This is a genomic window from Pseudomonas sp. M2, assembly GCF_015751845.1.
GTDB lineage: Bacteria > Pseudomonadota > Gammaproteobacteria > Pseudomonadales > Pseudomonadaceae > Aquipseudomonas > Aquipseudomonas putida_E.
Genome location: NZ_JADOUD010000001.1, coordinates 1,322,953 through 1,347,608, shown reverse-complemented (window position 1 = coordinate 1,347,608; position 24,656 = coordinate 1,322,953). Strand labels below are relative to the sequence as shown.

The 24,656-nt window shown below is 61.4% G+C and carries 21 protein-coding genes; 12 read left to right on the top strand and 9 right to left on the bottom strand.

What is annotated here, in order from left to right; all coding sequences use genetic code 11:
- The first annotated feature begins 26 nt into the window (after positions 1-26).
- Both IWW33_RS06330 and IWW33_RS06325 read left to right on the top strand, forming a co-directional pair.
- The gene (locus IWW33_RS06330; protein WP_012312917.1) at positions 27-605 is read left to right on the top strand and encodes a DJ-1/PfpI family protein; all 579 of its coding nucleotides are present in this window, start codon (positions 27-29) and stop codon (positions 603-605) included.
- Between the two features lie 190 nt (positions 606-795).
- Positions 796-1,386, top strand: coding sequence for a GNAT family N-acetyltransferase (locus IWW33_RS06325; protein WP_115273664.1), 591 nt, complete (start codon positions 796-798; stop codon positions 1,384-1,386).
- Positions 1,387-1,459: 73 nt separating this feature from the next.
- Here the strand turns inward: IWW33_RS06325 and IWW33_RS06320 are convergent, their stop codons facing one another.
- The gene (locus tag IWW33_RS06320) at positions 1,460-2,983 is read right to left on the bottom strand and encodes a fumarate hydratase (RefSeq protein WP_016488901.1); all 1,524 of its coding nucleotides are present in this window, start codon (positions 2,981-2,983) and stop codon (positions 1,460-1,462) included.
- Between the two features lie 249 nt (positions 2,984-3,232).
- Here IWW33_RS06320 and IWW33_RS06315 point away from each other — a divergent pair, with 249 nt between their 5' ends.
- Complete coding sequence (locus IWW33_RS06315) at positions 3,233-4,153, top strand: iron-sulfur-binding ferredoxin reductase (protein ID WP_174142080.1); 921 nt, start codon at positions 3,233-3,235, stop codon at positions 4,151-4,153.
- 54 nt (positions 4,154-4,207) lie between these two features.
- Here the strand turns inward: IWW33_RS06315 and pyk are convergent, their stop codons facing one another.
- Positions 4,208-5,662 carry a pyruvate kinase gene (gene pyk / locus IWW33_RS06310; RefSeq protein WP_039604343.1) on the bottom strand — a complete coding sequence of 485 codons (1,455 nt, stop codon included), beginning with the start codon at positions 5,660-5,662 and terminating at the stop codon, positions 4,208-4,210.
- Positions 5,663-5,833: 171 nt separating this feature from the next.
- Here pyk and IWW33_RS06305 point away from each other — a divergent pair, with 171 nt between their 5' ends.
- From IWW33_RS06305 to sbcB, 3 genes are all read left to right on the top strand, one after another.
- Positions 5,834-6,220: a hypothetical protein gene (locus IWW33_RS06305; protein ID WP_046784899.1), complete on the top strand. Its 387-nt coding sequence runs from the start codon at positions 5,834-5,836 to the stop codon at positions 6,218-6,220.
- A gap of 123 nt (positions 6,221-6,343) precedes the next feature.
- Complete coding sequence (locus tag IWW33_RS06300; RefSeq protein WP_115275478.1) at positions 6,344-6,703, top strand: PilZ domain-containing protein; 360 nt, start codon at positions 6,344-6,346, stop codon at positions 6,701-6,703.
- Positions 6,704-6,749: 46 nt separating this feature from the next.
- Positions 6,750-8,186, top strand: coding sequence for an exodeoxyribonuclease I (gene sbcB, locus IWW33_RS06295; RefSeq protein WP_046784900.1), 1,437 nt, complete (start codon positions 6,750-6,752; stop codon positions 8,184-8,186).
- Between the two features lie 80 nt (positions 8,187-8,266).
- Here sbcB and mvaT read toward each other — a convergent pair whose 3' ends face one another.
- The gene (mvaT, locus tag IWW33_RS06290) at positions 8,267-8,644 is read right to left on the bottom strand and encodes a histone-like nucleoid-structuring protein MvaT (protein WP_012312927.1); all 378 of its coding nucleotides are present in this window, start codon (positions 8,642-8,644) and stop codon (positions 8,267-8,269) included.
- Positions 8,645-8,941: 297 nt separating this feature from the next.
- Between mvaT and purU the strand changes: the two genes are divergently transcribed.
- Positions 8,942-9,793: a formyltetrahydrofolate deformylase gene (gene purU / locus IWW33_RS06285; protein ID WP_012312928.1), complete on the top strand. Its 852-nt coding sequence runs from the start codon at positions 8,942-8,944 to the stop codon at positions 9,791-9,793.
- Positions 9,794-9,981: 188 nt separating this feature from the next.
- On the opposite strand, the gene IWW33_RS06280 is transcribed toward purU, so the two are convergent.
- From IWW33_RS06280 to IWW33_RS06265, 4 genes are all read right to left on the bottom strand, one after another.
- Entirely contained in the window at positions 9,982-10,974 is a 993-nt protein-coding gene (locus IWW33_RS06280; RefSeq protein WP_115273667.1) for a lysylphosphatidylglycerol synthase transmembrane domain-containing protein, read from the bottom strand.
- Complete coding sequence (locus IWW33_RS06275; RefSeq protein ID WP_115273668.1) at positions 10,971-11,735, bottom strand: DUF2334 domain-containing protein; 765 nt, start codon at positions 11,733-11,735, stop codon at positions 10,971-10,973. Before IWW33_RS06275 ends, IWW33_RS06280 begins: the two co-directional genes overlap by 4 nt.
- Positions 11,728-12,849, bottom strand: coding sequence for a glycosyltransferase family 1 protein (locus IWW33_RS06270; RefSeq protein WP_046784903.1), 1,122 nt, complete (start codon positions 12,847-12,849; stop codon positions 11,728-11,730). The genes IWW33_RS06275 and IWW33_RS06270 overlap by 8 nt, the downstream gene beginning before the upstream one ends.
- Before the next feature lie 171 nt (positions 12,850-13,020).
- A complete protein-coding gene (locus tag IWW33_RS06265; RefSeq protein ID WP_115273670.1) occupies positions 13,021-14,895 on the bottom strand; it encodes a methyl-accepting chemotaxis protein in 1,875 nt (624 codons plus the stop codon).
- A gap of 165 nt (positions 14,896-15,060) precedes the next feature.
- Between IWW33_RS06265 and IWW33_RS06260 the strand changes: the two genes are divergently transcribed.
- A complete protein-coding gene (locus tag IWW33_RS06260) occupies positions 15,061-16,536 on the top strand; it encodes a helicase HerA-like domain-containing protein (RefSeq protein WP_046784905.1) in 1,476 nt (491 codons plus the stop codon).
- A gap of 207 nt (positions 16,537-16,743) precedes the next feature.
- Here IWW33_RS06260 and IWW33_RS06255 read toward each other — a convergent pair whose 3' ends face one another.
- Entirely contained in the window at positions 16,744-18,216 is a 1,473-nt protein-coding gene (locus tag IWW33_RS06255; RefSeq protein WP_046784907.1) for an inorganic phosphate transporter, read from the bottom strand.
- Positions 18,217-18,533: 317 nt separating this feature from the next.
- Positions 18,534-18,734: a hypothetical protein gene (locus IWW33_RS06250; protein WP_012312935.1), complete on the bottom strand. Its 201-nt coding sequence runs from the start codon at positions 18,732-18,734 to the stop codon at positions 18,534-18,536.
- 467 nt (positions 18,735-19,201) lie between these two features.
- Between IWW33_RS06250 and pcaR the strand changes: the two genes are divergently transcribed.
- From pcaR to IWW33_RS06230, 4 genes are all read left to right on the top strand, one after another.
- Positions 19,202-20,077 carry a pca regulon transcriptional regulator PcaR gene (pcaR, locus tag IWW33_RS06245; protein ID WP_012312936.1) on the top strand — a complete coding sequence of 292 codons (876 nt, stop codon included), beginning with the start codon at positions 19,202-19,204 and terminating at the stop codon, positions 20,075-20,077.
- A gap of 325 nt (positions 20,078-20,402) precedes the next feature.
- Entirely contained in the window at positions 20,403-21,746 is a 1,344-nt protein-coding gene (locus tag IWW33_RS06240; RefSeq protein ID WP_039602158.1) for an MFS transporter, read from the top strand.
- Positions 21,747-21,966: 220 nt separating this feature from the next.
- Positions 21,967-23,172, top strand: a complete 1,206-nt coding sequence (gene pcaF / locus IWW33_RS06235) for a 3-oxoadipyl-CoA thiolase (protein ID WP_174142072.1) — start codon at positions 21,967-21,969, stop codon at positions 23,170-23,172.
- Positions 23,173-23,360: 188 nt separating this feature from the next.
- Positions 23,361-24,650 carry an MFS family transporter gene (locus tag IWW33_RS06230; RefSeq protein ID WP_046784911.1) on the top strand — a complete coding sequence of 430 codons (1,290 nt, stop codon included), beginning with the start codon at positions 23,361-23,363 and terminating at the stop codon, positions 24,648-24,650.
- Positions 24,651-24,656: the final 6 nt, after the last annotated feature.

Sequence of the window (24,656 nt, the reverse complement as noted above, 5' to 3'; positions counted from 1 at the left end):
CCCAAACTACCGAAGGAGTGGATGCGATGACTGCGAAGAAGATTCTCATGCTGGTGGGCGACTACGTCGAGGACTACGAGGCGATGGTGCCTTTCCAGGCCTTGAGCATGGTGGGCCACACGGTGCATGCGGTGTGCCCGGAAAAAATCGCGGGCCAGACGGTGCGCACGGCGATCCACGATTTTGAAGGCGAGCAGACCTACAGCGAGAAGCCAGGCCACAACTTTGCCCTGAACCATGATTTCGTCCAGGTCCGTGCCGAAAGCTACGACGCCTTGCTGATCCCAGGTGGCCGAGCTCCGGAGTACTTGCGCCTGGATGAGCGTGTGCTGGCGCTGGTAAAGGCTTTTGATCAGGCCGGCAAGCCGATTGCGGCGGTTTGCCATGGTGCGCAGTTGCTGGCGGCGGCTGGCGTGCTGGAAGGGCGTGAGTGCAGTGCGTATCCGGCGTGTGCGCCGGAGGTACGTCTGGCAGGGGGGAAGTTCATCGACATCGCCGTGGACCAGGCTCACGTAGATGGCAACCTGGTGACGGCTCCTGCGTGGCCGGCGCACCCGGCATGGCTTGCGGCCTTCCTCAAGGTGCTGGGGACGCGTATCAGCTGAGCGAGTCAAGGAAAGCTGGGGTGCACCGGCATTGAAAGCTGCGTAGTGGGCATTTACCCGTTCGGTAGCGGTCCTGGAACAGTTCCTGTCGTGTGGGGAAAAGGTGGGGCATTGGTACGGATGTTAGGGTTTCCCCTCAAGCCCGGCTTAGCCGAGCGCGTCACCCACCTCGACAGAACGACCGCCAAGCATGGAAATACGCCTGTTGCACGGTGCCGCTATCGCGCCTTACATCGATGACCTCGCTCGCCTGCGCCTGACTGTGTTGCGCGAGTTCCCCTATCTGTATGACGGCACAGTAGAGTTTGAGGCCGAGCACATGGCAGCCTATGCCCGCTCCGGCCGCAGCCTGGTAGTGCTGGCCCTGGACGATGGGCGTGTGGTTGGCGCCTCGACCGGCCTGCCACTGGTGGACGTTGCGCCCAAGTTTCAGCAGCCGTTCCTGGCGCAGGGGCGCGACCCTGCCAGCGTGTACTATTTCGGCGAATCGCTGGTGCTGCCCGAATATCGTGGCCAAGGCCTGGGTGTGCGCTTCTTCATCGAGCGTGAGTCCTACGCGCACAAGCTGGCCGAATTCGACTACTGCGCATTCTGCACCGTCGAGCGCCCTGGCATGCACCCCAGACGGCCTGCCAACTACAAGCCATTGCACGGTTTCTGGCGAAACCGGGGCTTCCTGCATGACCCATCCCTGCGCACTCATTACGCTTGGCGCGATTTGGGCGAACAGGAAAGCAGCAACAAGATCATGTCATTCTGGCTCAAGGAACTACCCATATGATCCGCGTGGCGGGCTGCCAGTGAACCATAGGGGTGCATGAACGATCGGGGCTGCAAAGCAGCCCCGATACCGCTTACTTGACTTCTACCGCCAGGCTTTCGGCGATCTTGCTCTGCCACAGCGCAGGGCCGGTGATGTGCACCGACTCACCGTTGCTGTCCACCGCGACGGTGACTGGCATGTCTTTGACTTCGAACTCGTAGATCGCTTCCATGCCCAGTTCGGCGAAGGCCAGAACCTTGGACTTGCGAATCGCCTGGGCCACCAGGTAGGCAGCGCCGCCGACGGCCATCAGGTAAACGGCCTTGTTGTCCTTGATCGCTTCGATGGCGGTCGGGCCACGCTCGGACTTGCCGATCATGCCCAGCAGGCCGGTCTGTTCAAGGATCTGGCGGGTGAACTTGTCCATCCGGGTGGCGGTGGTCGGGCCAGCCGGGCCTACCACTTCGTCACCGACCGGGTCGACCGGGCCGACGTAGTAGATGAAGCGGCCTTTGAGGTCAACCGGCAGCGCTTCGCCACGGTTGAGCATCTCGACCATGCGCTTGTGCGCGGCATCGCGGCCGGTGAGCATCTTGCCGTTGAGCAGGATGGTCTCGCCCGGCTTCCAGCTGGCCACTTCTTCCGGGGTGATGTCGTCGAGGTTGACGCGGCGGGCGCTCGGGCCGGCTTCCCAGACGATTTCCGGGTAGGCGTCCAGCGACGGGGCTTCCAGCTCGGCCGGGCCGGAGCCGTCGAGCACGAAATGCGCGTGACGGGTGGCGGCGCAGTTGGGGATCATGCACACCGGCAGGGATGCGGCGTGGGTCGGGTAGTCCATGATCTTGACATCGAGCACGGTGGTCAGGCCACCCAGGCCCTGGGCGCCGATGCCCAGCTGGTTGACCTTCTCGAACAGCTCCAGGCGGATCTCTTCGAGGCGGTTCTGCGGGCCACGGGCTTTGAGTTCATGGATGTCGATGGACTCCATCAACACTTCCTTGGCCATGACTGCGGCTTTTTCGGCGGTACCGCCGATGCCGATACCGAGCATGCCAGGCGGGCACCAGCCGGCACCCATGGTCGGGACGGTCTTCAGGACCCAGTCGACGATCGAGTCGGACGGGTTGAGCATGGCCATCTTCGACTTGTTTTCCGAGCCGCCGCCTTTGGCTGCCACATCGACTTCGACCTTGTCGCCAGGGACGATCGAGTAGTGGATGACGGCTGGAGTGTTGTCCTTGGTGTTCTTGCGGGCACCGGCCGGGTCGGCCAGGATCGAAGCGCGCAGAACGTTTTCAGGCAGGTTGTAGGCGCGACGCACACCTTCGTTGATCATGTCGTCGACGCTCAGGGTGGCGCCGTCCCAGCGCACGTCCATGCCGACGCGCACGAATACGGTGACGATACCGGTATCCTGGCAGATCGGCCGGTGGCCGGTGGCGCACATGCGCGAGTTGATCAGGATCTGGGCGATGGAGTCGCGCGCGGCAGGCGACTCTTCACGCAGGTAGGCCTCGTGCATCGCCTGGATGAAATCGACGGGGTGGTAGTACGAAATGAATTGCAGGGCGTCGGCGACGCTCTGAATCAGGTCGTCTTGCTTGATCACGGTCATGCAGCGCGCTCCTCTTAAAGACGGGAACATTCGTAAAGGCCTTCCGACACTGCACACCTGCGTGTCGAAACGCCTGGCAAGGCGTCGACAGGTCAGGCCGACGCAAAAAGGCGCGGCAGTATAGCGCGCCTGTGCCTGCGAAACACCTGCGTGTGGTCTGGACCATGGTCTGCAGGCGACGGGCATCCTTTTTGCTGCCGATGCCGGCTTGCCTTAGAGTGGCGATGTATAGCCGGAGAAGTGATGACCATGCCTGAACTCTGTGTGGGCGAGCGCCGCTGGACGGTGCCCACCGGCAGCAATCTGCTCGATGCCCTGAACGACGCGGGGCTGAATGTGCCTTACAGCTGCCGTGCAGGTAGCTGTCACGCCTGCCTGGTGCATTGCCTGGACGGGCAACCCGCCGATGCACGGCCCGAGGCCCTGGCGCTGGAAAAACACGCACAGGGCTGGCGGTTGGCATGCCAGTGCCGGGTGATTGACGACCTGCGCGTAGCGGTGTTCGACCCCCTGCAGGACGGCATCTCTGCACAGGTCTGTGCGCTGGACTGGTTCGGTGATGTGCTGCGCTTGCGCCTGCGGCCGGAGCAGGCATTGCGTTATCAGGCCGGTCAGCATGTGGTGCTGTGGAACGGTGCGGTGGCCCGGCCCTATTCATTGGCAAGCCTGCCGGGCGAAGATGACTTCCTTGAGTTCCATATCGACTGCCAGCGCCCGGGCGCCTTTTGCGACAAGGCCCGTGGTTTGCAAGTTGGCGATACGCTGCGCCTGGGGGAACTGCGCGGTGGGGCGCTGCATTACGACCTGGACTGGCAGGGGCGGGCGCTATGGTTGCTGGCAGCAGGTACCGGGCTTGCGCCATTGTGGGGCATCTTGCGCGAGGCGGTGCGGCAGGGGCATCGGGGGGAGATCAGGGTGATGCATGTGGCGCATGATGACGCCGGGCATTACCTGGCTGAGCCGTTGATGCAGATCGAAGGCGTGATTGTCGAGCGGGTACTGGCGGATCAGCTGGATGCAGCGCTGGCGACATTGCGGCCATCATCGCGGCAGACCATTGCGCTGGTGTGTGGCTCGCCGGGAAGTGTGGAGCGGTTCGCGCGGCGGCTGTTCATTGCGGGGGTACCGAGGAATCAGGTATTTGCCGATGTGTTCGTCGAGCATGCCTGAAGACAGTGTGCAGTGATTGAACCGGCGCCGCAGAGCGGCGCCGGTTGAGGCAGATCAGCCGACCAGCGGATCACCGACATGCAGGATCTTCATGCCGTTGGTACCACCGATGGTGTGGTAGCTGTCGCCCTTGGTCAGGATCACCCAGTCACCTTGCGCCACCAGGCCACGCTTGAGCAGTTCGTCGACCGCCGCCTGGCTGACCTTGTCGGCCGGCAGCGAAGCCGGGTCGAACGCGATCGGGTAGACGCCGCGGAACATCGACGCGCGCGCCTGGGTAGCGCGGTGCGGCGACAGTGCGTAGATCGGCACGTGCGAGCGCAGGCGCGACATGATCAGCGGGGTGTAGCCACTCTCGGTGAGGGCGATGATCGCCTTGACGCCGGGGAAGTGGTTGGCGGTGTACATGGCCGCCAGGGCGATGCTTTCGTCGCAGCGCTCGAAGGTGGTGTGCAGGCGGTGGCTGGACTTCTGGCTGGTCGGGTGCTTTTCAGCGCCCAGGCAGATGCGCGCCATGGCCTGTACCGCTTCGATCGGGTAGGAACCGGCGGCGCTTTCGGCCGACAGCATCACCGCATCGGTGTTGTCCAGCACGGCGTTGGCCACGTCGGACACTTCGGCGCGGGTCGGCATCGGGTTCTGGATCATCGACTCCATCATCTGGGTCGCCACGATCACCGCCTTGTTGTTGCGGCGTGCGTGCTGGATGATCTTCTTTTGGATGGCGATCAGCTCGGCGTCGCCGATTTCCACGCCCAGGTCGCCACGGGCAACCATCACGGCATCGGAGGCGGCGATCAGCTTGTCGAGGGTTTCGTCGTCGGCAACGGCTTCGGCACGCTCGATCTTGGCCACCAGCCAGGCGCTGCCGCCGGACTCGTCGCGCAGCTTGCGGGCATATTCCATGTCGCTGGCGTCACGCGGGAAGGACACGGCCAGGTAGTCCAGGTCCATTTCCGCGGCCAGCTTGATGTCGGCCTTGTCTTTTTCGGTCAGGGCCGGCGCGGTCAGGCCGCCACCTTTGCGGTTGATGCCTTTGTGGTCCGACAGCGGGCCACCGATGATCACCACGCAGTGCAGTGCATCTGCGGTAGCGGTCTCGACGCGCATGACCACACGGCCGTCGTCGAGCAGCAGTTCGTCACCAACGCCGCAGTCCTTGACCAGGTCGGGATAGTCGATACCGACGATGTCCTGGTTGCCTTCGGTCAGCGGGTGGGCGGTGGAGAAGGTGAACTTGTCACCGATCTTCAGTTCGATGCGCTTGTTGCTGAACTTGGCGATGCGGATCTTCGGACCCTGCAGGTCGCCCAGCAATGCGACATGGCGGCCGTTCTTGGCAGCGATTTCACGGATCAGGCGGGCGCGCGCCTTGTGCTCGTCCGGGGTGCCGTGGGAAAAGTTCAGGCGTGCCACGTCCAGGCCGGCGAGGATCAGTTGTTCGATCACTTGCGGCGAATTGCTGGCGGGGCCGAGGGTGGCGACGATTTTGGTACGGCGGATGGTCATGCACAGACTCCTATAGTGAAGCGCAGCGAAAGGCTACTCCTGAATCGCCCTGTAGTCATTGTTCCGTTGCACTACCTGCAGGCGGGTACGATAGGGCAGCTGCAAGCTGCAAGTTGCAAGCTGAAGAAATATACCGGCACGCCGATATACTCTTTATTAAAGGAGATCCCCATGCGAGCCCTGATCGTTTTTGCCCTGGCGGCCAGCGCCGTCGGCTGTACCCGCTGGTCCATGGACCACCATCTGAACAACGCCTATCGTGCGTACGACCGAGGCGATTGCCAGCGGGTCATGCTCGAGCTGTCACAGGTCGACCGTACCAGCCGCGCGCGGCCGTTCATCCATCCGGAAGTGTCGTTGCTGCGGGGTCAGTGCCTGGAGCGCCAGAAGCTTTTCGTGGACGCAGCACAAACCTACGAATACCTGATCCAGCAGTATCCGCGCAACGAGTATGCCTACCGGGCCAAGGCGCGACTGCAGACTCTGGAGAAGCTGGGCCACTACCGCGCTGGCGAGGGTGCGATGGCCAGCCCGGTGAATACCTCTCCTTGGCGTTAACACCAAGGTATCGTTTATTTCACGGGATTTGCCGCGTGCGCTGCGTTAACCTGTAACTCAGTTGTTACAACAACCGCCAGTACCTCGTATTCCTGGCATCGGGTACGGACTGCAATTGTGACCATGTTCAATCAGCGTCATATCGAACGCCATCAGTTACCTTGCGTACTGAAGGTCTTCAACCGCTTTACCGATCAGCCGATCGGGCAGCTGGGCAATGCCTCGGAAGATGGCTTGATGTTGATCAGCCAGTTACCGGTGCTGGTAGGGCCGGATTTCGAGTTGCAGTTGCGCCTGCCGCTGCCCGGTGGCGGCTTTCAGTTCATCAACCTGACCGCCAGTTGCCTGTGGTGCCGTGAGGACCAGACGCCTGGCCATTACGATTCGGGCTTCATGCTGCTGCAGGCACCACGCGAATACGACGAATTCGTGCGCTCGTTGCGCGACTATTTCAGTTTCCACCCGGCCAACGCTTCCGTCTGAGGCCATGTCCGCTAGAATCGGGGCGACCTTTGATCAGGACGTCCCCGTGACCTCTAGCATTTTCTGGCACGACTACGAAACCACCGGTATCAACCCGCGCTGCGACAGGCCGTTGCAGGTGGCCGGAGTGCGCACCGACTTCGAGCTCAATGAGATCGACGAGCCGATCAGTCTTTATTGCCGCCCCAGCGACGATATCCTGCCGCACCCGGCGGCCTGCCTGGTGACGGGTATCACCCCGCAGCAACTGGCCAGCCAAGGCCTGTGCGAAGCCGAGTTCATGACGCGGGTGCACGCGCAACTGGCCCTCCCGGGGACCTGCGGCGCCGGTTACAACACCTTGCGCTTCGACGACGAGGTTACCCGCTACAGCCTGTACCGCAACTTCTTCGACCCCTATGCCCGGGAGTGGCAGGGCGGCAATAGCCGCTGGGACTTGATCGATGTGGTACGCACTGCTTATGCCCTTCGCCCTGAAGGCATCGTCTGGCCGCAACAGGACGGGCGCACCAGCCTGCGTCTTGAACTGCTCAGCAAGGCCAATGGCATCGAGCATGGGCATGCACACGAGGCACTTTCCGACGTGCGGGCCACCATCGCACTGGCGCGTCTGATCCGGCACAAGCAACCCAAGTTGTATGAGTGGCTGTTCCAGTTGCGCAGCAAGCACAAAGTGATGGAGCAAATCCGTCTGCTGCAGCCGTTGGTGCATATATCGGGGCGGTTCTCGGCGGCGCGCAATTATCTGGGGGTGGTCTTGCCTTTGGCCTGGCACCCACGTAATCGCAACGCGCTGATTGTGTGCGACCTGCAACAGGAAACCCTACCCTTATTAAGGGAAAGTGCCGAGGTGCTTCGTGAACGTTTGTACACGCGTCGTGAGGAATTGTCTGACGGGCAATTACCCATACCGCTGAAGTTGGTGCAGATCAATCGCTGCCCGGTAGTGGCGCCGCTCTCGGTATTGCGCGCGGCCGATCAGCAACGGCTCGGTATCGATTTGGCGCTCGTGCAATCACGCGCTGAAGAGTTGGCCAATCAACAGAATGCTTGGCAACACAAGCTGGAACACATTTACGGCAAGGACGACTTTGTTCCGAGTGACGATCCGGAACAGCAATTGTATGAAGGGTTTCTCGGCGACCGCGACCGCCGGCTGTGCGAACAAGTAAGAACGCTGGACCCTGCACAGTTGGGGCAAGGCCACTGGATGTTCGATGACCCGCGCATGCCTGAGTTGTTGTTCCGGTATCGGGCGCGCAACTTCCCGGAAACCTTGAATAGCGAAGAGCGGCAACGCTGGTATGGTTTCTGCCAGCAGCGGCTGAGCGATCCGCATTGGGGTGCACCCAACACGCTGGGTGACTTCGAGCAGGCGCGCCAAAGCGCCTGGGCCAACGCGGACGAGGCCGGGCGTCAGGTGCTGGATGCCTGGCAGGCGCATGCCCGACAACTGGCGGAGCAGTTTGCCATCAGTGTTTGAGTGGTTTTATACAAGCAAACAAAAACGCCGGCATCGTGCCGGCGTTTTTGTTTTTAGCAGTACAGCGATCGAGCGGACAATCAGTCCAGCAGGGTCGCCCAGCTTTCAACCACATCGCCACCCCATTTGGCTTTCCACTCTTTCAGGGTTTTGTGGTTGCCGCCTTTGGTTTCGATCACTTCACCATTGTGCGGGTTTTTGTATTGCTTGACCTTGCGCGCACGTTTGGTGGCGGTGGTCTTGACGGCGCCACGTGGCCCTTTGCTCAGTTTCGACTCCGGGTCGAGCAGGGCAATGACGTCGCGCAGCGATTTGGAGTATTCGCCCATCAGGGTGCGCAGTTTGCCTTCGAACTCCAGTTCTTTTTTCAGCTTGTCATCCTGCGACAGGTTGGCCAGGCGGGCCTGAAGTTCCTTGATGGCTTCTTCGGTGGCGCGGTATTCGTTGATCAGGGACATGGAGTGTTCCTTAATGCGTGTTCGGAAATGTGTGGAGCAATAATAGACAGGCGAAACTCTCAAGTAAACCTATTAATCAGTTCCTCAACTGTTTATGTCGCTGTGACAAAATATCTCAAGGTTAAAAAAATATTTACATAAGGCCCCGCAATTCGTCATGTTTCACCCTCGCTGTTGCAGCGTGCCGCAGCTTGCGTGTAAGCGAGGAGGCGGGCGGCGGTGGGGTGCAATGATTACTGCGTTTTTCCGGGCGGGCCGCTAGAATGAGCGCCTTTGCGAAGTTCTGGAGTCTTATTCATGCGCACCTATCGTCTGGTGATCGCTTGCCCCGACCGTGTTGGTATCGTGGCGAAAGTCAGTAATTTCCTGGCTTTGTACAATGGCTGGATCAACGAAGCGAGCCACCACTCCGATGAGCAGAGTGGCTGGTTCTTCATGCGCCATGAAATCCGCGCCGAATCGCTGCCATTTGGTATCGAGGCCTTCCGTGAAGCCTTCTCGCCGATCGCCGAAGAGTTTTCCATGGCCTGGCGCATTACTGACTCGGCTCAGAAAAAGCGCGTGGTGCTGATGGCGAGCCGCGAATCCCACTGCCTGGCTGACCTGTTGCACCGCTGGCACACCGATGAACTGGATTGCGAGATCCCCTGCGTGATTTCCAACCACAACGATCTGCGCAGCATGGTCGAGTGGCACGGCATCCCGTTCTTCCATGTACCGGTCGACCCGAAAGACAAGGCGCCTGCGTTTGCTGAAGTGTCGCGCCTGGTTCAGGAACATGCGGCCGATGTGGTGGTGCTGGCGCGTTACATGCAAATCCTGCCACCGCAGTTGTGCCAGGATTACGCCGAAAAAGTCATCAACATCCACCACAGCTTCCTGCCGTCGTTCGTCGGTGCCAAGCCTTACCACCAGGCCGCCCTGCGTGGGGTGAAGCTGATCGGTGCTACTTGCCACTACGTGACTGAAGAGCTGGACGCAGGCCCGATCATCGAGCAGGACGTGGTACGTGTGAGCCATGCCGACAGCATCGAGGACATGGTCCGCTTCGGTCGCGATGTCGAGAAGATGGTGCTTGCCCGTGGCCTGCGCTATCACTTGGAAGACCGCGTGCTGGTGCACGGCAACAAGACTGTCGTGTTCGACTGATACGGGCTTTGGGGCTGCAACGCAGCCCCAGCTATGCAGGGGATGCAACATGACAAGCTCACGCAACAAACCCACCGCATCAGCACCGCCCACCCTCGGTGAAGGCTGCCTTGCCCGCTACGACCCCGATGCCCTGAGCGAACAGGACGGCACCGATTTTCCCGGTGCCGCCGAGCTCTGGCGCCAGCTCAACCCGTCTGACGCCGCCAGCGCTCCAGTAGCGGGCGCGCCAGCAGGCAGACGAACACCGGCCCCCCGGCCAGCAGGTAAAAATAGTAAGTGACCGCACGCCAGATCAGGATCGCTGCGGCAGCGGTGGAGCTGCCCACCAGAGGCGTCAACAGGCTTGCCGATGTCAGCTCGGCGGCCCCGGCTCCGCCCGGCAGCAGGCTGAATTGCCCGGCACTGAGCGAGAGCATCTGCACCAGAAAACTCGGGATCCACGACAACTCCACGCCCAAGCCTTGCAACACCAGGTACAGCACGCTGTAGCGCAGGCTCCAGTGCGCGCAGGTGAGGGTGAACACAAGCACCAACGTGCTTTTGGGAAGCTGCCAGGTCTGCGCCAAGGCATCGATGAAATGCAACAGCTTGCGTGCCCAGCGCCGTTTGCGCGCCGGCGCCATCCCCATGCGCTGCAAAAGCCGCCCGTTGAGGCGCATCACCGTCCGTCGGTAACGTAGCAGCGCCACTATTGCCGCCAGTGCCGAGCACAGCAACAGCGCGCTGCCCAGCAACATGCTCTGCTGGCTGCGGCCAAGGCTGTGGAACAGTGCGTAACCGGCTATTGCCAACATGGCACAGAAGAAGAACAGCAGGTCGTTCAACTGATCCATGGCAAACACCGCACCGCTGCGTGCCGGGCCGATACGGTCGCGGGCCAGCAGCGCCATGAGTGTCAGCGGCCCACCACTGCCGCCTGGGGTGGTGCAAATGGCGAATTCGGTGGCCATCACCACGCCGAGGCTGCGTACGTGCCCAAGCTTTGCTCCCTGCTGGCCAAGCAGCAGGCGCAGCCGCACGGCATTGATCACCCAGCACAGCAGGATCATGCCCAGCAGGGTCAGCATCAAGCCGGGGTCGAAGGCCTTGAGCCGGGGCAGCAGTTCGCTTCCCCCCAGCAGGGCCGGTATCACCATGGCCGTCACCAAAGCCATGGCCAGCCAGCCCAGACGGTTCATCCGTTTGCCTGGCGCTGTAGCCAGGCCGACTTGGTCAGGGGGGCGCGGCCTTGCATCAGCAGCTTGTCCAGCGTTCGCAGCCAGTAATCTCGTGAGGAGCGGTGGCGCATGTCCACCGGATGCAGCCCAAGGCGCAGGGTTTGCGCGTTGCGCCAGCGCCTGCATTGCCAGTCACAGACCACTCGCGACACGCTGCGGCGCCAGGTGCTGCGGGCACTCCAGACCAGGCCGGGGGCATTGAACGCAGTGAAGTCCGGCAAGCGATACAGGTGCTGTGGTGTGCTGGTGTAGCGCAACGGCAGTTGGCTCAGGGCCTGGCGGGTGCCTTGGCTCATCAGCCAGGCCGGGGCGACGAAGCCTGCGACGGGCCAGCCTTGCCGGGCGAAGACTTCAAGGCCGGCCTCCAGGCGTTGCATGGCCTGCGCCTGGTTCAAGGCATAGAATTCACCTTCATGGGTGTACAGGCGGCGCATGAAGTACTCACGCAGGCTGCTTGGCGATGGCCCATCGTCGGCGTGATACAAGCCATGCAACGCCAGTTCATCGCCACGCGCCAGGCGCCGTTCGAGCAGGCGGCAGAATGCTGGGGAGCCTGCCAGCGGGTTGCGGTGATGGAAGTTCGGCACTACCAGCCAGGTCATGGGCACATGGCCCATTTCGTCGACCGCCTGAACGAAGGGCTGGTAGTCCGGCCAGGTCTCAGGCGCGATATCGTGCAGCACGAGCATCAGGCTGCCCGGCGCGGTGCTGGCCTCAAGCATGGGCGCGTACCTGTGGTTGATGGCCAAGCACCGCTTGATAGTGCTGCAGCAAGCCGGCGACGACATTGTCCCACGAATAATGTTGCTCAACGTGGCTGCGGGCCTGGGCCCCGAGCTTGCGCACGCCGGCTTCGAACACCTCACGCACTGCAGTGGCCATGGCCTGCCCATCGTTTGCCCGGCACAGGCGCCCGCACTGCTCATTGACGATCTCGCCGAAGGCCCCGGCGTGCACGGCCACCACGGGAGTGGCGCTGGCCATTGCTTCAAGGATGACCAGGCCGAAGGTTTCCTGGTCGCCGGCATGCACCAGCAGGTCGGCGCTGGCCACCAGCCTGGCGACGTCCTGCGGCGCGCAGAATCGATTGATCACGCTGACGTTGTCAGGGACGTTGGCTGGCATGTTCGAGCCCACCAGCAACAGGTGGTAAGGGCGGCCAAGACGCTGTATGCAATCGAGCAGTACGGGCAGGTTTTTTTCCCGCGAGCCACGGCCAGCGAAGACCAGCAGGCGACTGGTATCGGGTATGCCCAGTTCGGCGCGCAGTTGCGGGTCACGGTGTTGCGGGTTGAACGTGGCCAGATCGACGCCCAGGCGCTGCACATGGACATCGCGCACACCCAGGCGGCGAAGCTTGTCGGCCATCACCTGGCTGGGCGCCAGCACTCGGTCGAAATTGCCGTACAGCTTGCTGACATAGGCTTCTACATTTGGCATGAACCAGTTGCCCATGCGGTTGCTGACCAGCAGCGGCAAGTCGGAGTGATAGAAACCGATCACGGGTACATCCAGCTGACGCCGCGCCTCGAGGGCCGCCCAGGCGGTCAGGTAGGGGTCACCCACCTCGATGAGGTCGGGCTTGAGGCCGCGCAGCACATTGCACCAGGGGGCCAGCCGCACCGGGAAGCGGTAGCCTTTGCCGAAGGGCAGGGGCGGAGCCGGAACTTGATAGATGCCGTCTTCCTGGCGAGCGCTGGCTCCGGGAATCAACAGGCTGTGGCGTACGCCGTCAATGGCGTCGAGACGGTGGTGTTTGGCATCAAGATAAGTGCGTACGCCGCCGCTGGCCGGGGCGTAGAACATGGTGATGTCAGCGATGTGCACGATCAGCATCCCTCCGGGATCGACTTTTGGTCCGTCATCGGGCTGTAACAGGCCGGGGATGACGCGCCTAAGGTTGACCTACCTGAAGGATAGTTTGTTCGGTTGGGTTGGGTGGGAGCTGCAAGCAAGAGGCGGCGCCAAATCCGCTTTTACTTGCAGCTTGCAGCTTGCCGCTTGGCGCTAGATGCGGAAGCTGCCTACCAGGTGCTTGAGGCGGGAGGCCTGCTGCTCCAGGTCCGAGCACGCCCGCAGGGTGGCCTGCAGGTTCTCGACCCCTTCCTGGTTGAGCATGTTGATCTCATTGATGTCCATGTTGATCGAGTCGACCACGGCTGTCTGCTCCTCGGTTGCAGTGGCCACCGACTGGTTCATGCCGTCGATTTCACCGATGCGCACGGTGACGCTGTCCAGGCGCTCCCCGGCCTGGTTGGCGATCGCCATGCTGTCCTGGCTGTGGCGCTGGCTCTGGCCCATGGTATCGACCGACTCGCGGGCACCGACCTGCAGCTCCTCGATCATCGCCTGTACCTGTTGCGCCGACTCCTGGGTACGGTGCGCCAGGTTGCGTACTTCGTCGGCGACCACGGCAAAACCACGCCCGGCTTCTCCAGCCCGTGCGGCTTCGATGGCGGCGTTCAGCGCCAGCAGGTTGGTCTGTTGGGAAATACTGGTGATCACCTCAAGGATCTGGCCGATGTTCACCGTCTTGCTGTTGAGCGTTTCGATGTGCGCGCTGGAGGTGACGATCAGGTCCGACAGGCGATTCATCGCCTCGATATTGCGCGTCACGACTTGCTGGCCCTCTTCGGCCAACAGGCGTGCAGAGCTTGCATGTTGCGAAGCCTGGGCGGCATTGCCGGCGATTTCCTGGGCGGCGGCACCCAGTTCGTTGATGGCCGCGGCAACGCTGTTGGTGCGGTTGGACTGCTCGTCCGAGTTGGTCATCGACGAGTTGGAGGCGCTGATCACGCGCAGGGCCACTTCGTTGACCTGCTCGGTGGCCGAGGACACCTCGCGGATCGAGCCGTGGATGCGCTCGACGAAGCGGTTGAAGGCGGTGCCGAGGATGCCGAACTCATCATGGTTGTGGATTTTCAGGCGTTTGGTCAGGTCGCCTTCACCTTCGGCGATGTCTTCCATGGCGCGGGTCATGGTGAGCAAGGGTTGCATCAGCACGCGGATCAGCAGGCCCAGCAAGCCAATGATGATCACGACCGCCACCGCCGTGGCGATCACGGCCGACGTACGGAAGTTGCTGAGCATGGCAAAGGCTTTGTCCTTGTCCACCGACAGGCCGATGTACCAGTTGGCCGATGGCAGGCCCTTGATCGGGGTGAAGGTCAGCAGGCGGGTCTGGCCATCGGCCTCGATTTCGGTGAGCTCGCCGGTCAGTTTCGGCGTGTGCTGCGGGAACAGGTCCGACAGCGATTTCATGACCAGTGCCTTGTCCGGGTGCACCAGAATCTTGCCTTGGTCGTTGACCAGGAAGGCATAGCCCATGCCGCCGAAATTCAGCGAGTTGATGATCTGCACCAGGCCGTCCAGGGCCAGGTCGCCACCGACCACGCCGACACCCGCGGACACTTTGCTGAGGATGCCGATGACCATCTGGTTGGTGGTCATGTCGATGTAGGGCTCGGTGAGGATGGCGCCCGGGGCGCTCATGCCATCCTTGTACCAGGGGCGGGTACGTGGGTCGTAGCCATCAGGCATCTTCGAGTCGGGTCGCACGCTGAAGCCACCGTCGACCTTGCCCAGGTAGACGGTCAGGAAGCTTGACGTCAGGGCGCTCTGGCCCATCAGCGTTTCTGCGCTGGCAGGTTGCTGGGCGATGTTCTGCGCCAGGTTTTCAACCAGTTTTATACGGCCTTCAAACAGGTTGCGAATGTTGTTCGAAGTGGATGTGCCCATTTCAGCCAGATAATTCTCCAGGTTTTCACGGATGGCATTACGCTGGAGATAGTCGTTGTAGAGGGTGAACAGGCTGAAGGCGAGTATCACGATCAGTGATGCGGCCAAAAGAATCTTGTGGCTGAAACGAAGGCTTTTGTTCATGGCGTGATCGGTTCCGCTAAGGTTTTTATCGGGCGTTCGCACGAGTACCGCTTAAAACAGTGCAACATCCCGAAAGTCCTTTCAGGGGTGTTCTGTCTTCAAAGGCGAATATCATCCAGAGCTATCGGCTGGTGGGTGGTCAAGCTTGAGCAGAGGATTAAAAAGATGTCGGAAACTTCGACCATAGTTGTAGGCGCTGGCCCGGATGGCCAGCCTGTGACTCAAGCCATGCGCCTGGCTAACCGCCATGGCCTGGTTGCCGGTGCCACCGGTACCGGCAAGACCGTGACCTTGCAACACCTGGCGGAGGTGTTCAGTGATGCTGGTGTGGCAGTGTTCGCCGCCGATGTCAAAGGTGACCTGTGCGGTGTCGGTGCGGCGGGTGCGCCCCAGGGCAAGGTGGCCGAGCGCATTGCCGGCATGCCTTGGCTGGGTTACAAGGCGCAGGCCTACCCGCTGAGCCTGTGGGATATCGCCGGGCAGTCCGGCCACCCGCTGCGCACCACCCTCAGTGAGATGGGGCCGCTGTTGCTCGGCAATCTGCTTGAGCTGACCGACAGCCAGCAGGCTGCGTTGTATGCCGCATTCAAGGTGGCTGACCGTGACGGGTTGCTGCTGCTCGACCTCAAGGACCTCAAGGCGCTGCTGGCCCACCTTAAAGACAATCCCCAGTTGCTGGGCGAAGACAGTGCGCTGATGACCACGGCCTCGACCCAGGCATTGTTGCGGCGTTTGGCAACGCTGGAGCAACAGGGTGCCGAGGCGCTGTTCGGTGAGCCGGCATTGCAACTTGAGGACCTGTTGCGCACGGACGCTGATGGTCGTGGGCGAATTCACCTGCTCGATGCCAGCCGGTTGGTGCATGAGGCCCCGAAGGTATACGCCACCTTCCTGCTGTGGCTGCTGGCCGAGCTGTTCGAGCAGTTGCCGGAGCGAGGCGATGCCGACAAGCCGGTACTTGCGCTGTTTTTCGATGAAGCGCATCTACTGTTCAACGGCACCCCGAAAGCCCTGCAGGATCGCTTGGAGCAGGTGGTTCGGCTGATTCGCTCCAAGGGCGTGGGGGTGTTCTTTGTCACCCAGTCGCCGGGCGATCTGCCCGACAGCGTGCTGGCCCAACTGGGGTTGCGCATCCAGCATGGGCTGCGGGCCTTTACCGCCAAGGAGCAGAAATCGCTGCGGGCCGTGGCAGACGGCTTTCGCCCGAACCCGGCATTCGACACTCTGGCAGTGCTGACCGAGCTGGGGATTGGCGAGGCTCTGGTGGGTACGCTTGAAGAAAGGGGCACTCCGGCGATGGTTCAGCGGGTGCTGATTGCGCCGCCGCAATCGCGAATCGGGCCGTTGGGTGTGGCCGAGCGTAGTGCGCTGATAGCAGGGTCACCGTTGGCGGGGCGCTATGACAAGCCTATTGACCGGGAGTCGGCGTACGAAATGCTGGCCCGGCGCAAAGGCGAGCCGGTAGAGCCCGTGCCGGCGCCCAAGGCGGATGATGACAGCCTGGTCGACAAGGCCGGGGATTTCTTGCAGAGCGCGGCGGGGCAGGCGATCAAGTCGGCGGTGCGTCAGGCGGCCAACCAGTTGGGGCGCCAGCTGGTGCGGGGGTTGATGGGGTCATTGCTCGGGGGCAAGAAGCGTTAGCACTGGCAATGCTGGCCTCTGTGCAATAAAAGTCGCCTTGACGGCTAGTGTCAGTCAGTTGGCGTTATCAGGGCTGCTACGCAGCCCATCGCCGGCAAGCCGGCTCCCACATGTACAGCGCAGACCTCAAGAGCTGCGAGGTCTCTGTGGGAGCCGGCTTGCCGGCGATGGGCCGCAAAGCGGCCCTTTTCACTGCGCCGCTATGGTTCAGCCCATCACCTTGGACGCCAGCCAGAACAGGCCAGCCGCCAGGCCCATCGTCGCCGGCAGGGTCAATACCCAGGCCAGCAGGATGGTTTTTACTGTGCCGCCTTGCAGGCCGCTCTTGTTGGCAACCATGGTGCCGGCCACGCCGGACGACAGCACGTGGGTAGTCGAAACCGGCAGGGCGAATACGTTGGCCATGCCGATGGCGCATGCTGCGGTGATCTGCGCCGACATGCCCTGGGCATAGGTCATGCCCTGTTTGCCGATCTTCTCGCCTACGGTCAGTACCACGCGTTTCCAGCCGACCATGGTGCCCAGGCCCAGAGCCAGGGCGACGGCGACGATTACCCAGAACGGGGCGTATTCGGTGGTGGCGGTGAGGTCCTTGCGCAACTTGTCGAGGTCGGCCTTTTCACGCGCATCCAGTCCCGGCAGCTTGCCGACCTTCTTCGCCGTGTCATCCAGGCACAGCAGGTAGCGGCGCACTTCCACGCGCTTGTCGGCTTCCAGGGCACGGTAATCGGTCACGCCCTGCAGCGAGGATTGCAATGCTGCGATGGTGGGCTCGGTCTGCTGCGGGTTGCAACTGAACTGCTCCGGGAGGTCGCTGGCCTGTGCCTTGCCCAGTGCCAGGAACTCGCCCAGGGTGGCGGCATTGCGCTGGTAGAACTGGCTCAGGTGCATCGTCGCGTCGCGGGTGCGCTCGATCTGGTAGGTAGTGCTGTTCAGGTCGAGCACGAACTTGGCCGGAACAATGCCGATCAGTACCAGCATGATCAGGCCGATGCCTTTCTGGCCATCGTTGGAGCCGTGTACGAAGCTCACGCCCATTGCCGAAATCACCAACACCAGGCGGTTCCAGAAGGGTGGGTGCTTCTTGTCGTCGAGCTTGCGGCGCTGTTCTGGCGTCTTGTGCATCTTCGACAGCGGGCGCCACCATTTCAGGCCGAGCAGCAACAGCGCAGCTACAGCGAAGCCGGCCATGGGCGAAATGACCAGTGACATGGCGATATCGATCGCCTTCTGCCAGTTGACGCCGTCACCCAAGGGAATGTCGCTGATCAGGGCATTGGCCAAGCCAACGCCAAGGATCGAACCGATCAAGGTGTGCGAGCTCGAGGCCGGGATGCCGAAATACCAGGTACCCAGGTTCCAGGTGATGGCCGCAGCCAGCAACGAGAAGACCATGGCCAGGCCATGCCCGGTGTTCACATTGATCAGCAACTCGACCGGCAGCAGGTGAACGATGGCGTAAGCCACCCCGACACCGCCCAGCAGAACGCCAAGGAAGTTGAACACCCCGGAGAAGAACACGGCCAGGTGTGGTGGCATGGCTTTGGTATAGATGACGGTGGCTACCGCGTTGGCGGTGTCATGAAAGCCATTGATGAACTCGAATGCGAGCACGAAGGTCAGGGCGAGCAGCAGGCTCACCAATACCCAGGCATCCAGTCCGCTGAATAAATCGATCATGAAGGTTGTCTGGCGGTCATTTGGGGGGCGGGATTATGCCAGAAAACCTTGGCAATCGATGCACCCGCAGCTGACCGATGGCAGTCTTTTGATCGACTTCCAAACGTTGTCTTCCACGGAGTAATGCGTAGAAGGTTTCGCTAAAAATCACAAAAAACGCCGAATTTCGCCGTATTCCTGTAAACGGGAATGGCCATTCATGATTAAAACGACTGTATGAAATTTGTGTAATTCCATTTCATACTCGGCCTGTCGGTAACGATCGGTCCCGCGAGCGCCGCCCTCGACCGCCAATGCAATTGCCCGCGGCAAACGGCTCAGGTGTCTTCGTTGCGCAACTCTTTCTCCATCTTTTCCAGTTCCTGGTTGAAGGCCTGATCCTGGACCGTGGCCCGTTTGCGCCAAGGTTTGCGCTCCGGTTCCGGTTGAGCGGCGTAAGTGGTGACTTCACCACCGTAAACTTCCTTGTAACGTTCAGCCTGGCGCTCCAGTTCCGCGCGCAGTTCATCTTTCGTCACAGTAGTACCTGAATGTAAAAAGTGGCCGGTAGTGCGTGCACGTGCACGTTGCCCATGCACAGGGCGTGCTGGTCGTCGGATAAGGGTCAGGCCGTAAGTGCCTTGCCCGAATGCGGATCCGGGCCAGCCGACTGGATTATAGCAATCGATAAAACGCCAGACAGTGTTATTTACCCAGCCCTTACAACCGTCGTTCAAGTTGCGGGTAATGGCTGCTTGTGCAAAGTTTGAACGGCCGGCGCTTGGAAAGTTCGCTGCTGTTCAGATACCAGGCTGGGAAATAAAAACGGCCTCGCACAAAGGCGAGGCCGTTGCCTGGGGACTTCTACGGTGGGTACCTGACCAGTCTCTCCAAAGAAGCCACAAGTGGCAGAAGAAAGGTATAAGCAAACGTGTCAGCGGTCAATTGCGATTATCGGCCGTTTGTTCGATAATCGCACGAAGCAGCGATTTTTTTGAGGTGAGCGATGAGTGACGAAATCCCGGCCAACGAATCTGCCAGCCCGGAGTCGGTACGCCCGAGCGCTCCTGCCTTGGCACCGCCGATCGTGGCCTCGCCAGCCAAGCGTATTCAGGCATTTACTGGTGACCCGGACTTCATGACCTCGCTGGCGCGGGGCCTTGCCGTAATCCAGGCATTTCAGGAGCGCAAGCGCCATCTGACCATCGCTCAGATCAGCCACCGCACCGAGATCCCACGAGCGGCGGTGCGTCGTTGCCTGCATACGCTGATCAAGCTCGGCTACGCCACGACCGACGGGCGTACCTATTCGCTGCTGCCCAAGGTGCTGACCCTCGGCCATGCCTACCTTTCGTCGACGCCCCTGGCGATGTCGGCCCAGCCCTATCTGGACCGCATCAGCGATCAATTGCACGAGGCTGCCAACATGGCCACCCTCGAAGGCGACGATATTCTTTATATAGCCCGCTCGGCCACTGTGGAGCGGTTGATATCGGTCGATCTGTCAGTCGGTGGGCGGCTGCCGGCCTACTGCACGTCGATGGGGCGCATTCTGTTGGCAGCGATGGACGACACCAGCTTGCGCGAGTACCTCGACCGCGCCGACCTCAAGGCCCGCACCAGCCGTACCTTGCATGATCCGGAGTCGCTGTTCGCTTGTATTCAGCAGGTGCGTGAGCAGGGCTGGTGCGTAGTCGACCAGGAACTGGAGCAGGGGCTGCGCTCGATTGCTGTGCCGATCTATGATGCTTCCGGGCAGGTACTTGCGGCGTTGAATGTCAGTACCCATGTGGGGCGTGTGAGCCGAAGCGAGCTGGAACAGCGGTTCTTACCGATCCTGCTGGCATCCAGTCGCGATCTTTGCCATCAGTTGTTTGGCTGAAACACGTACAGCCCGTCGTGCCGCTGTGCACTGTTATCGAACATGCCAACCGTTTCCTGTTCGATAAACGCACAGTGTCGCTCTGGACGAATTGCGCGCCCTCCATTGGCTGATTAATGTCTCTCGCAGCGGTCGGCTGTGCCGACCGAACAAGAAAAACACAAGAGGCGCACACCATGACCACTGTCACTTTGCTGCTGCGGCCGCACCCGCACGCAGTTCCGTTGTATCCAGGCTGAATCAGGCCGCATTTCATCGACTTTGAACCCTGTACCGGTTGCCCTTGTGCAGTGGCTCGACTGTGCCCAATTTCTGGATAACAACAATGAACAAGCCACAATCTGTCGGGAACTGCCTCGACGTTCAATCCTTCATCAATGAACAACCGCTGTCGCGCTACCAGTGGCGCGTGGTGATCCTTTGCTTCCTGATTGTCTTCCTCGACGGTCTGGATACTGCGGCCATGGGCTTTATCGCTCCGGCATTGTCCCAGGAATGGGGTATCGACCGCGCCAGCCTTGGCCCGGTGATGAGCGCCGCATTGATCGGGATGGTGTTCGGTGCCTTGGGGTCAGGGCCGCTGGCCGACCGCTTTGGCCGCAAGGTCGTGCTGGTAGGTGCGGTATTGGTGTTCGGTGGTTTCAGCCTGGCCTCGGCCTACGCCAGCAACGTCGACCAGTTGCTGATGCTGCGCTTTCTGACCGGCCTCGGGCTGGGTGCCGGTATGCCCAATGCCACCACACTGCTTTCCGAATACACCCCAGAGCGCCTCAAGTCACTGTTGGTGACCAGCATGTTCTGCGGTTTCAACCTGGGCATGGCTGGTGGTGGGTTCATTTCCGCGAAGATGATCCCGGCCTACGGCTGGCATAGCCTGTTGGTAGTGGGCGGCGTGCTGCCGCTGCTGCTGGTTGTGGTGCTGATGGTCTGGCTGCCTGAGTCGGCACGCTTTCTGGTTGTACGCAACCGCGGTACCGACAAGGTGCGCAAGACCCTGGCGCCGATTGCACCGGCCGTCGTTGCGCAGGCAGCCAGCTTCAGTGTGCCGGAACAGAAGGCTGTGGCCGCGCGCAACGTGTTCGCAGTGATCTTCTCCGGCACCTATGGCCTGGGCACGATGCTGCTGTGGCTGACCTACTTCATGGGCCTGGTCATCGTCTACCTGCTGACCAGCTGGCTGCCGACGCTGATGCGTGACAGCGGCGCAAGCATGGAGCAGGCCGCGTTCATCGGTGCGCTGTTCCAGTTCGGTGGCGTACTCAGTGCCGTGGCAGTAGGCTGGGCCATGGACCGTTACAACCCGCACAAGGTCATCGGTATCTTCTACTTGCTGGCGGGCGTGTTCGCTTATGCGGTAGGGCAGAGCCTGGGCAACATTACCGTGCTTGCCACTCTGGTGCTGGTAGCCGGGATGTGTGTGAACGGCGCGCAATCGGCCATGCCTTCGCTGGCGGCGCGGTTCTATCCGACCCAAGCGCGTGCCACCGGTGTTTCCTGGATGCTCGGCATCGGCCGCTTTGGCGCGATCCTCGGCGCCTGGAGTGGTGCGACCCTGCTTGGCCTGGGCTGGAACTTCGAGCAGGTGCTGACGGCATTGCTGGTGCCAGCTGCGCTGGCCACGGTAGGCGTGATCGTGAAAGGCCTGGTGAGCCACGCCGACGCGACCTGAGCCTGCGCTGACGGGCCGCGTTGCGGCCCCTTGGGAAAGGGATGGCTGGGTGACAATATGTTCGATAAACGCACGGATAGTCGATTATCGGATTGTCAGCGACCCGCCACTCTCCTTAATCTGAGCCCAACGTAGCACCCTGAACCGAGGTCGACCTGGGTGCGCTGCGTGACTTTGAAACCCGCACCGCCGAGGCCCATGGCCCACTGGCAGGAGAAGCTTGATGCGCGACGTATTTATCTGTGACGCTATTCGCACCCCCATCGGCCGCTTCGGCGGCGCCTTGGCCGGCGTGCGTGCCGATGATCTGGCCGCTGTACCGCTCAAGGCGCTGATCGAGCGTAACCCGGGTGTGCAGTGGGATCAGGTCGACGAAGTGTTTTTTGGCTGTGCCAACCAGGCCGGTGAAGATAACCGCAACGTGGCACGCATGGCCCTGCTGCTGGCGGGCCTGCCCGAGAGTATCCCGGGTGTGACCCTGAACCGCCTGTGCGCCTCGGGTATGGACGCCATCGGTACTGCATTCCGTGCCATCGCCAGCGGCGAGATGGAGCTGGCCATTGCCGGCGGCGTCGAGTCCATGTCGCGCGCGCCGTTTGTCATGGGCAAAGCCGAGAGCGCTTACTCGCGCAACATGAAGCTTGAAGACACGACCATCGGCTGGCGCTTCATCAACCCGCTGATGAAGAGCCAGTACGGTGTGGACTCCATGCCTGAAACCGCTGATAACGTCGCAGACGATTACCAGGTTTCGCGTGCCGACCAGGATACATTCGCCCTGCGCAGCCAACAGAAGGCCGCAGCAGCCCAGGCTGCCGGCTTCTTCGCCGAAGAAATCGTGCCTGTGCGTATCGCCCACAAGAAGGGCGAAACCATCGTCGATCGCGATGAGCATCTGCGGCCGGAAACCACCCTCGAGGCACTGACCAAGCTCAGGCCGGTCAACGGCCCGGATAAGACGGTCACCGCTGGCAATGCCTCGGGCGTGAACGACGGTGCTGCTGCACTGATCCTGGCCTCGGCTGAAGCGGTGAAGAAGCACGGCCTGACCCCGCGTGCCCGTGTTCTGGGGATGGCCAGCGGCGGTGTAGCGCCACGGGTGATGGGCATTGGCCCGGTACCGGCGGTGCGCAAGCTGACCGAGCGCCTGGGTGTGGCCATGAGCGATTTCGATGTGATCGAGCTCAACGAAGCGTTTGCCAGCCAAGGCCTGGCGGTGCTGCGTGAGCTGGGCGTGGCCGATGATGCGCCGCAAGTGAACCCCAACGGCGGTGCGATTGCCCTGGGCCACCCGCTGGGCATGAGTGGAGCGCGCCTGGTGCTGACCGCACTGCACCAACTGGAGAAGAGCGGCGGGCGCAAGGGCTTGGCGACCATGTGTGTCGGTGTTGGCCAAGGTCTGGCGTTGGCCATCGAGCGGGTTTGACCTGTCCCGGCCTTTTCGCGGGACAAGCCCGTTCCCACAGGGGACCACGCCTCTCTTGTGAGAGCGGGCTTGTTTCGCGAAGAGGCCGGACTTATGAGACACAAGGCCAATAGCCAGCCCAGAAGCGGAACGAGTGTGTTACTAAGTATGTCTAGACCTACTTAGCACACTCCAGGAGTAAAGCCGTCATGACCTCAACCTATTACACCGGTGAAGAGCGCAGTAAGCGCATCTTCGCCATCGTCGGTGCCTCTTCAGGCAACCTGGTGGAATGGTTCGACTTTTATGTCTACGCCTTCTGTGCAATCTATTTTGCCCCGGCCTTCTTCCCCTCTGACGACCCCACTGTTCAATTGCTCAATACCGCTGGCGTGTTTGCCGCTGGCTTCCTGATGCGGCCTATCGGTGGCTGGATCTTCGGTCGCCTGGCGGACCGCCATGGCCGCAAGAATTCCCTGATGATCTCGGTGCTGATGATGTGTTTCGGCTCCTTGATGATTGCCTGCTTACCCACCTACTCGAGCATTGGCACCTGGGCCCCGGCATTGCTGTTGCTGGCCCGCTTGATTCAGGGCCTTTCGGTAGGCGGCGAGTACGGCACCACCGCGACCTACATGAGTGAGGTGGCGCTGCGTGGCCAGCGTGGTTTCTTTGCTTCGTTCCAGTATGTCACCCTGATCGGCGGCCAATTGCTGGCAGTGCTGGTGGTGGTGATCCTTCAGCAACTGCTGACCGAAGATGAACTGCGTGCCTGGGGCTGGCGCATTCCGTTCGTGGTCGGTTCCATCGCTGCGCTAATCTCGCTGATGCTGCGCCGCTCGCTGCACGAGACCAGCAGCGCCGAAGCCCGCAAGGACAAGGACGCAGGTTCCATCAAAGGCCTGTTCCGCAACCACACGGCAGCCTTCATCACCGTGCTCGGCTATACCGCCGGTGGCTCGCTGATCTTCTATACCTTCACTACGTACATGCAGAAGTACCTGGTCAACACTGCGGGCATGACCGCGAAGAACGCCAGCTTCGTGATGACCGGCGCCTTGTTCCTGTACATGGTGATGCAGCCGTTCTTCGGCATGCTCTCCGACCGTATCGGCCGACGTAACTCGATGCTGCTGTTCGGTGCCTTGGGGACGCTGTTCACCGTGCCGTTGCTGATGGCGCTAAAGACCGTCAGTAGCCCGTTCATGGCCTTCGTACTGGTGACCCTGGCACTGTGCATCGTCAGTTTCTACACCTCGATCAGTGGCCTGGTGAAGGCCGAGATGTTCCCGCCGCAGGTGCGTGCGCTTGGTGTAGGCCTGGCTTACGCGGTAGCCAACGCAATGTTCGGCGGCTCGGCCGAGTATGTGGCCCTGGGCTTGAAAAGCCTGGGTATGGAGAACACCTTTTACTGGTACGTGACGGCGATGATGGCAATCGCGTTCCTGTTCAGCCTGCGCCTGCCGAAACAGGCGGCGTACCTGCACCATGATGATTAAGGACGT

Coding starts and splice junctions, on each gene's coding strand:
- mvaT (WP_012312927.1), bottom strand. CDS start 8,644: ATGTCCCTGATCAACGAATACCGCGCCACCGAAGAAGCCATCAAGGAA.
- IWW33_RS06270 (WP_046784903.1), bottom strand. CDS start 12,849: ATGCTGATCGTGCACATCGCTGACATCACCATGTTCTACGCCCCGGCC.
- IWW33_RS06275 (WP_115273668.1), bottom strand. CDS start 11,735: ATGCTTGAGGCCAGCACCGCGCCGGGCAGCCTGATGCTCGTGCTGCAC.
- IWW33_RS06320 (WP_016488901.1), bottom strand. CDS start 2,983: ATGACCGTGATCAAGCAAGACGACCTGATTCAGAGCGTCGCCGACGCC.
- IWW33_RS06300 (WP_115275478.1), top strand. CDS start 6,344: ATGTTCAATCAGCGTCATATCGAACGCCATCAGTTACCTTGCGTACTG.
- IWW33_RS06280 (WP_115273667.1), bottom strand. CDS start 10,974: ATGAACCGTCTGGGCTGGCTGGCCATGGCTTTGGTGACGGCCATGGTG.
- IWW33_RS06255 (WP_046784907.1), bottom strand. CDS start 18,216: ATGATCGATTTATTCAGCGGACTGGATGCCTGGGTATTGGTGAGCCTG.
- pcaR (WP_012312936.1), top strand. CDS start 19,202: ATGAGTGACGAAATCCCGGCCAACGAATCTGCCAGCCCGGAGTCGGTA.
- IWW33_RS06240 (WP_039602158.1), top strand. CDS start 20,403: ATGAACAAGCCACAATCTGTCGGGAACTGCCTCGACGTTCAATCCTTC.
- IWW33_RS06325 (WP_115273664.1), top strand. CDS start 796: ATGGAAATACGCCTGTTGCACGGTGCCGCTATCGCGCCTTACATCGAT.
- IWW33_RS06315 (WP_174142080.1), top strand. CDS start 3,233: ATGCCTGAACTCTGTGTGGGCGAGCGCCGCTGGACGGTGCCCACCGGC.
- pyk (WP_039604343.1), bottom strand. CDS start 5,662: ATGACCATCCGCCGTACCAAAATCGTCGCCACCCTCGGCCCCGCCAGC.
- IWW33_RS06305 (WP_046784899.1), top strand. CDS start 5,834: ATGCGAGCCCTGATCGTTTTTGCCCTGGCGGCCAGCGCCGTCGGCTGT.
- IWW33_RS06265 (WP_115273670.1), bottom strand. CDS start 14,895: ATGAACAAAAGCCTTCGTTTCAGCCACAAGATTCTTTTGGCCGCATCA.
- purU (WP_012312928.1), top strand. CDS start 8,942: ATGCGCACCTATCGTCTGGTGATCGCTTGCCCCGACCGTGTTGGTATC.
- IWW33_RS06230 (WP_046784911.1), top strand. CDS start 23,361: ATGACCTCAACCTATTACACCGGTGAAGAGCGCAGTAAGCGCATCTTC.
- IWW33_RS06330 (WP_012312917.1), top strand. CDS start 27: ATGACTGCGAAGAAGATTCTCATGCTGGTGGGCGACTACGTCGAGGAC.
- IWW33_RS06260 (WP_046784905.1), top strand. CDS start 15,061: ATGTCGGAAACTTCGACCATAGTTGTAGGCGCTGGCCCGGATGGCCAG.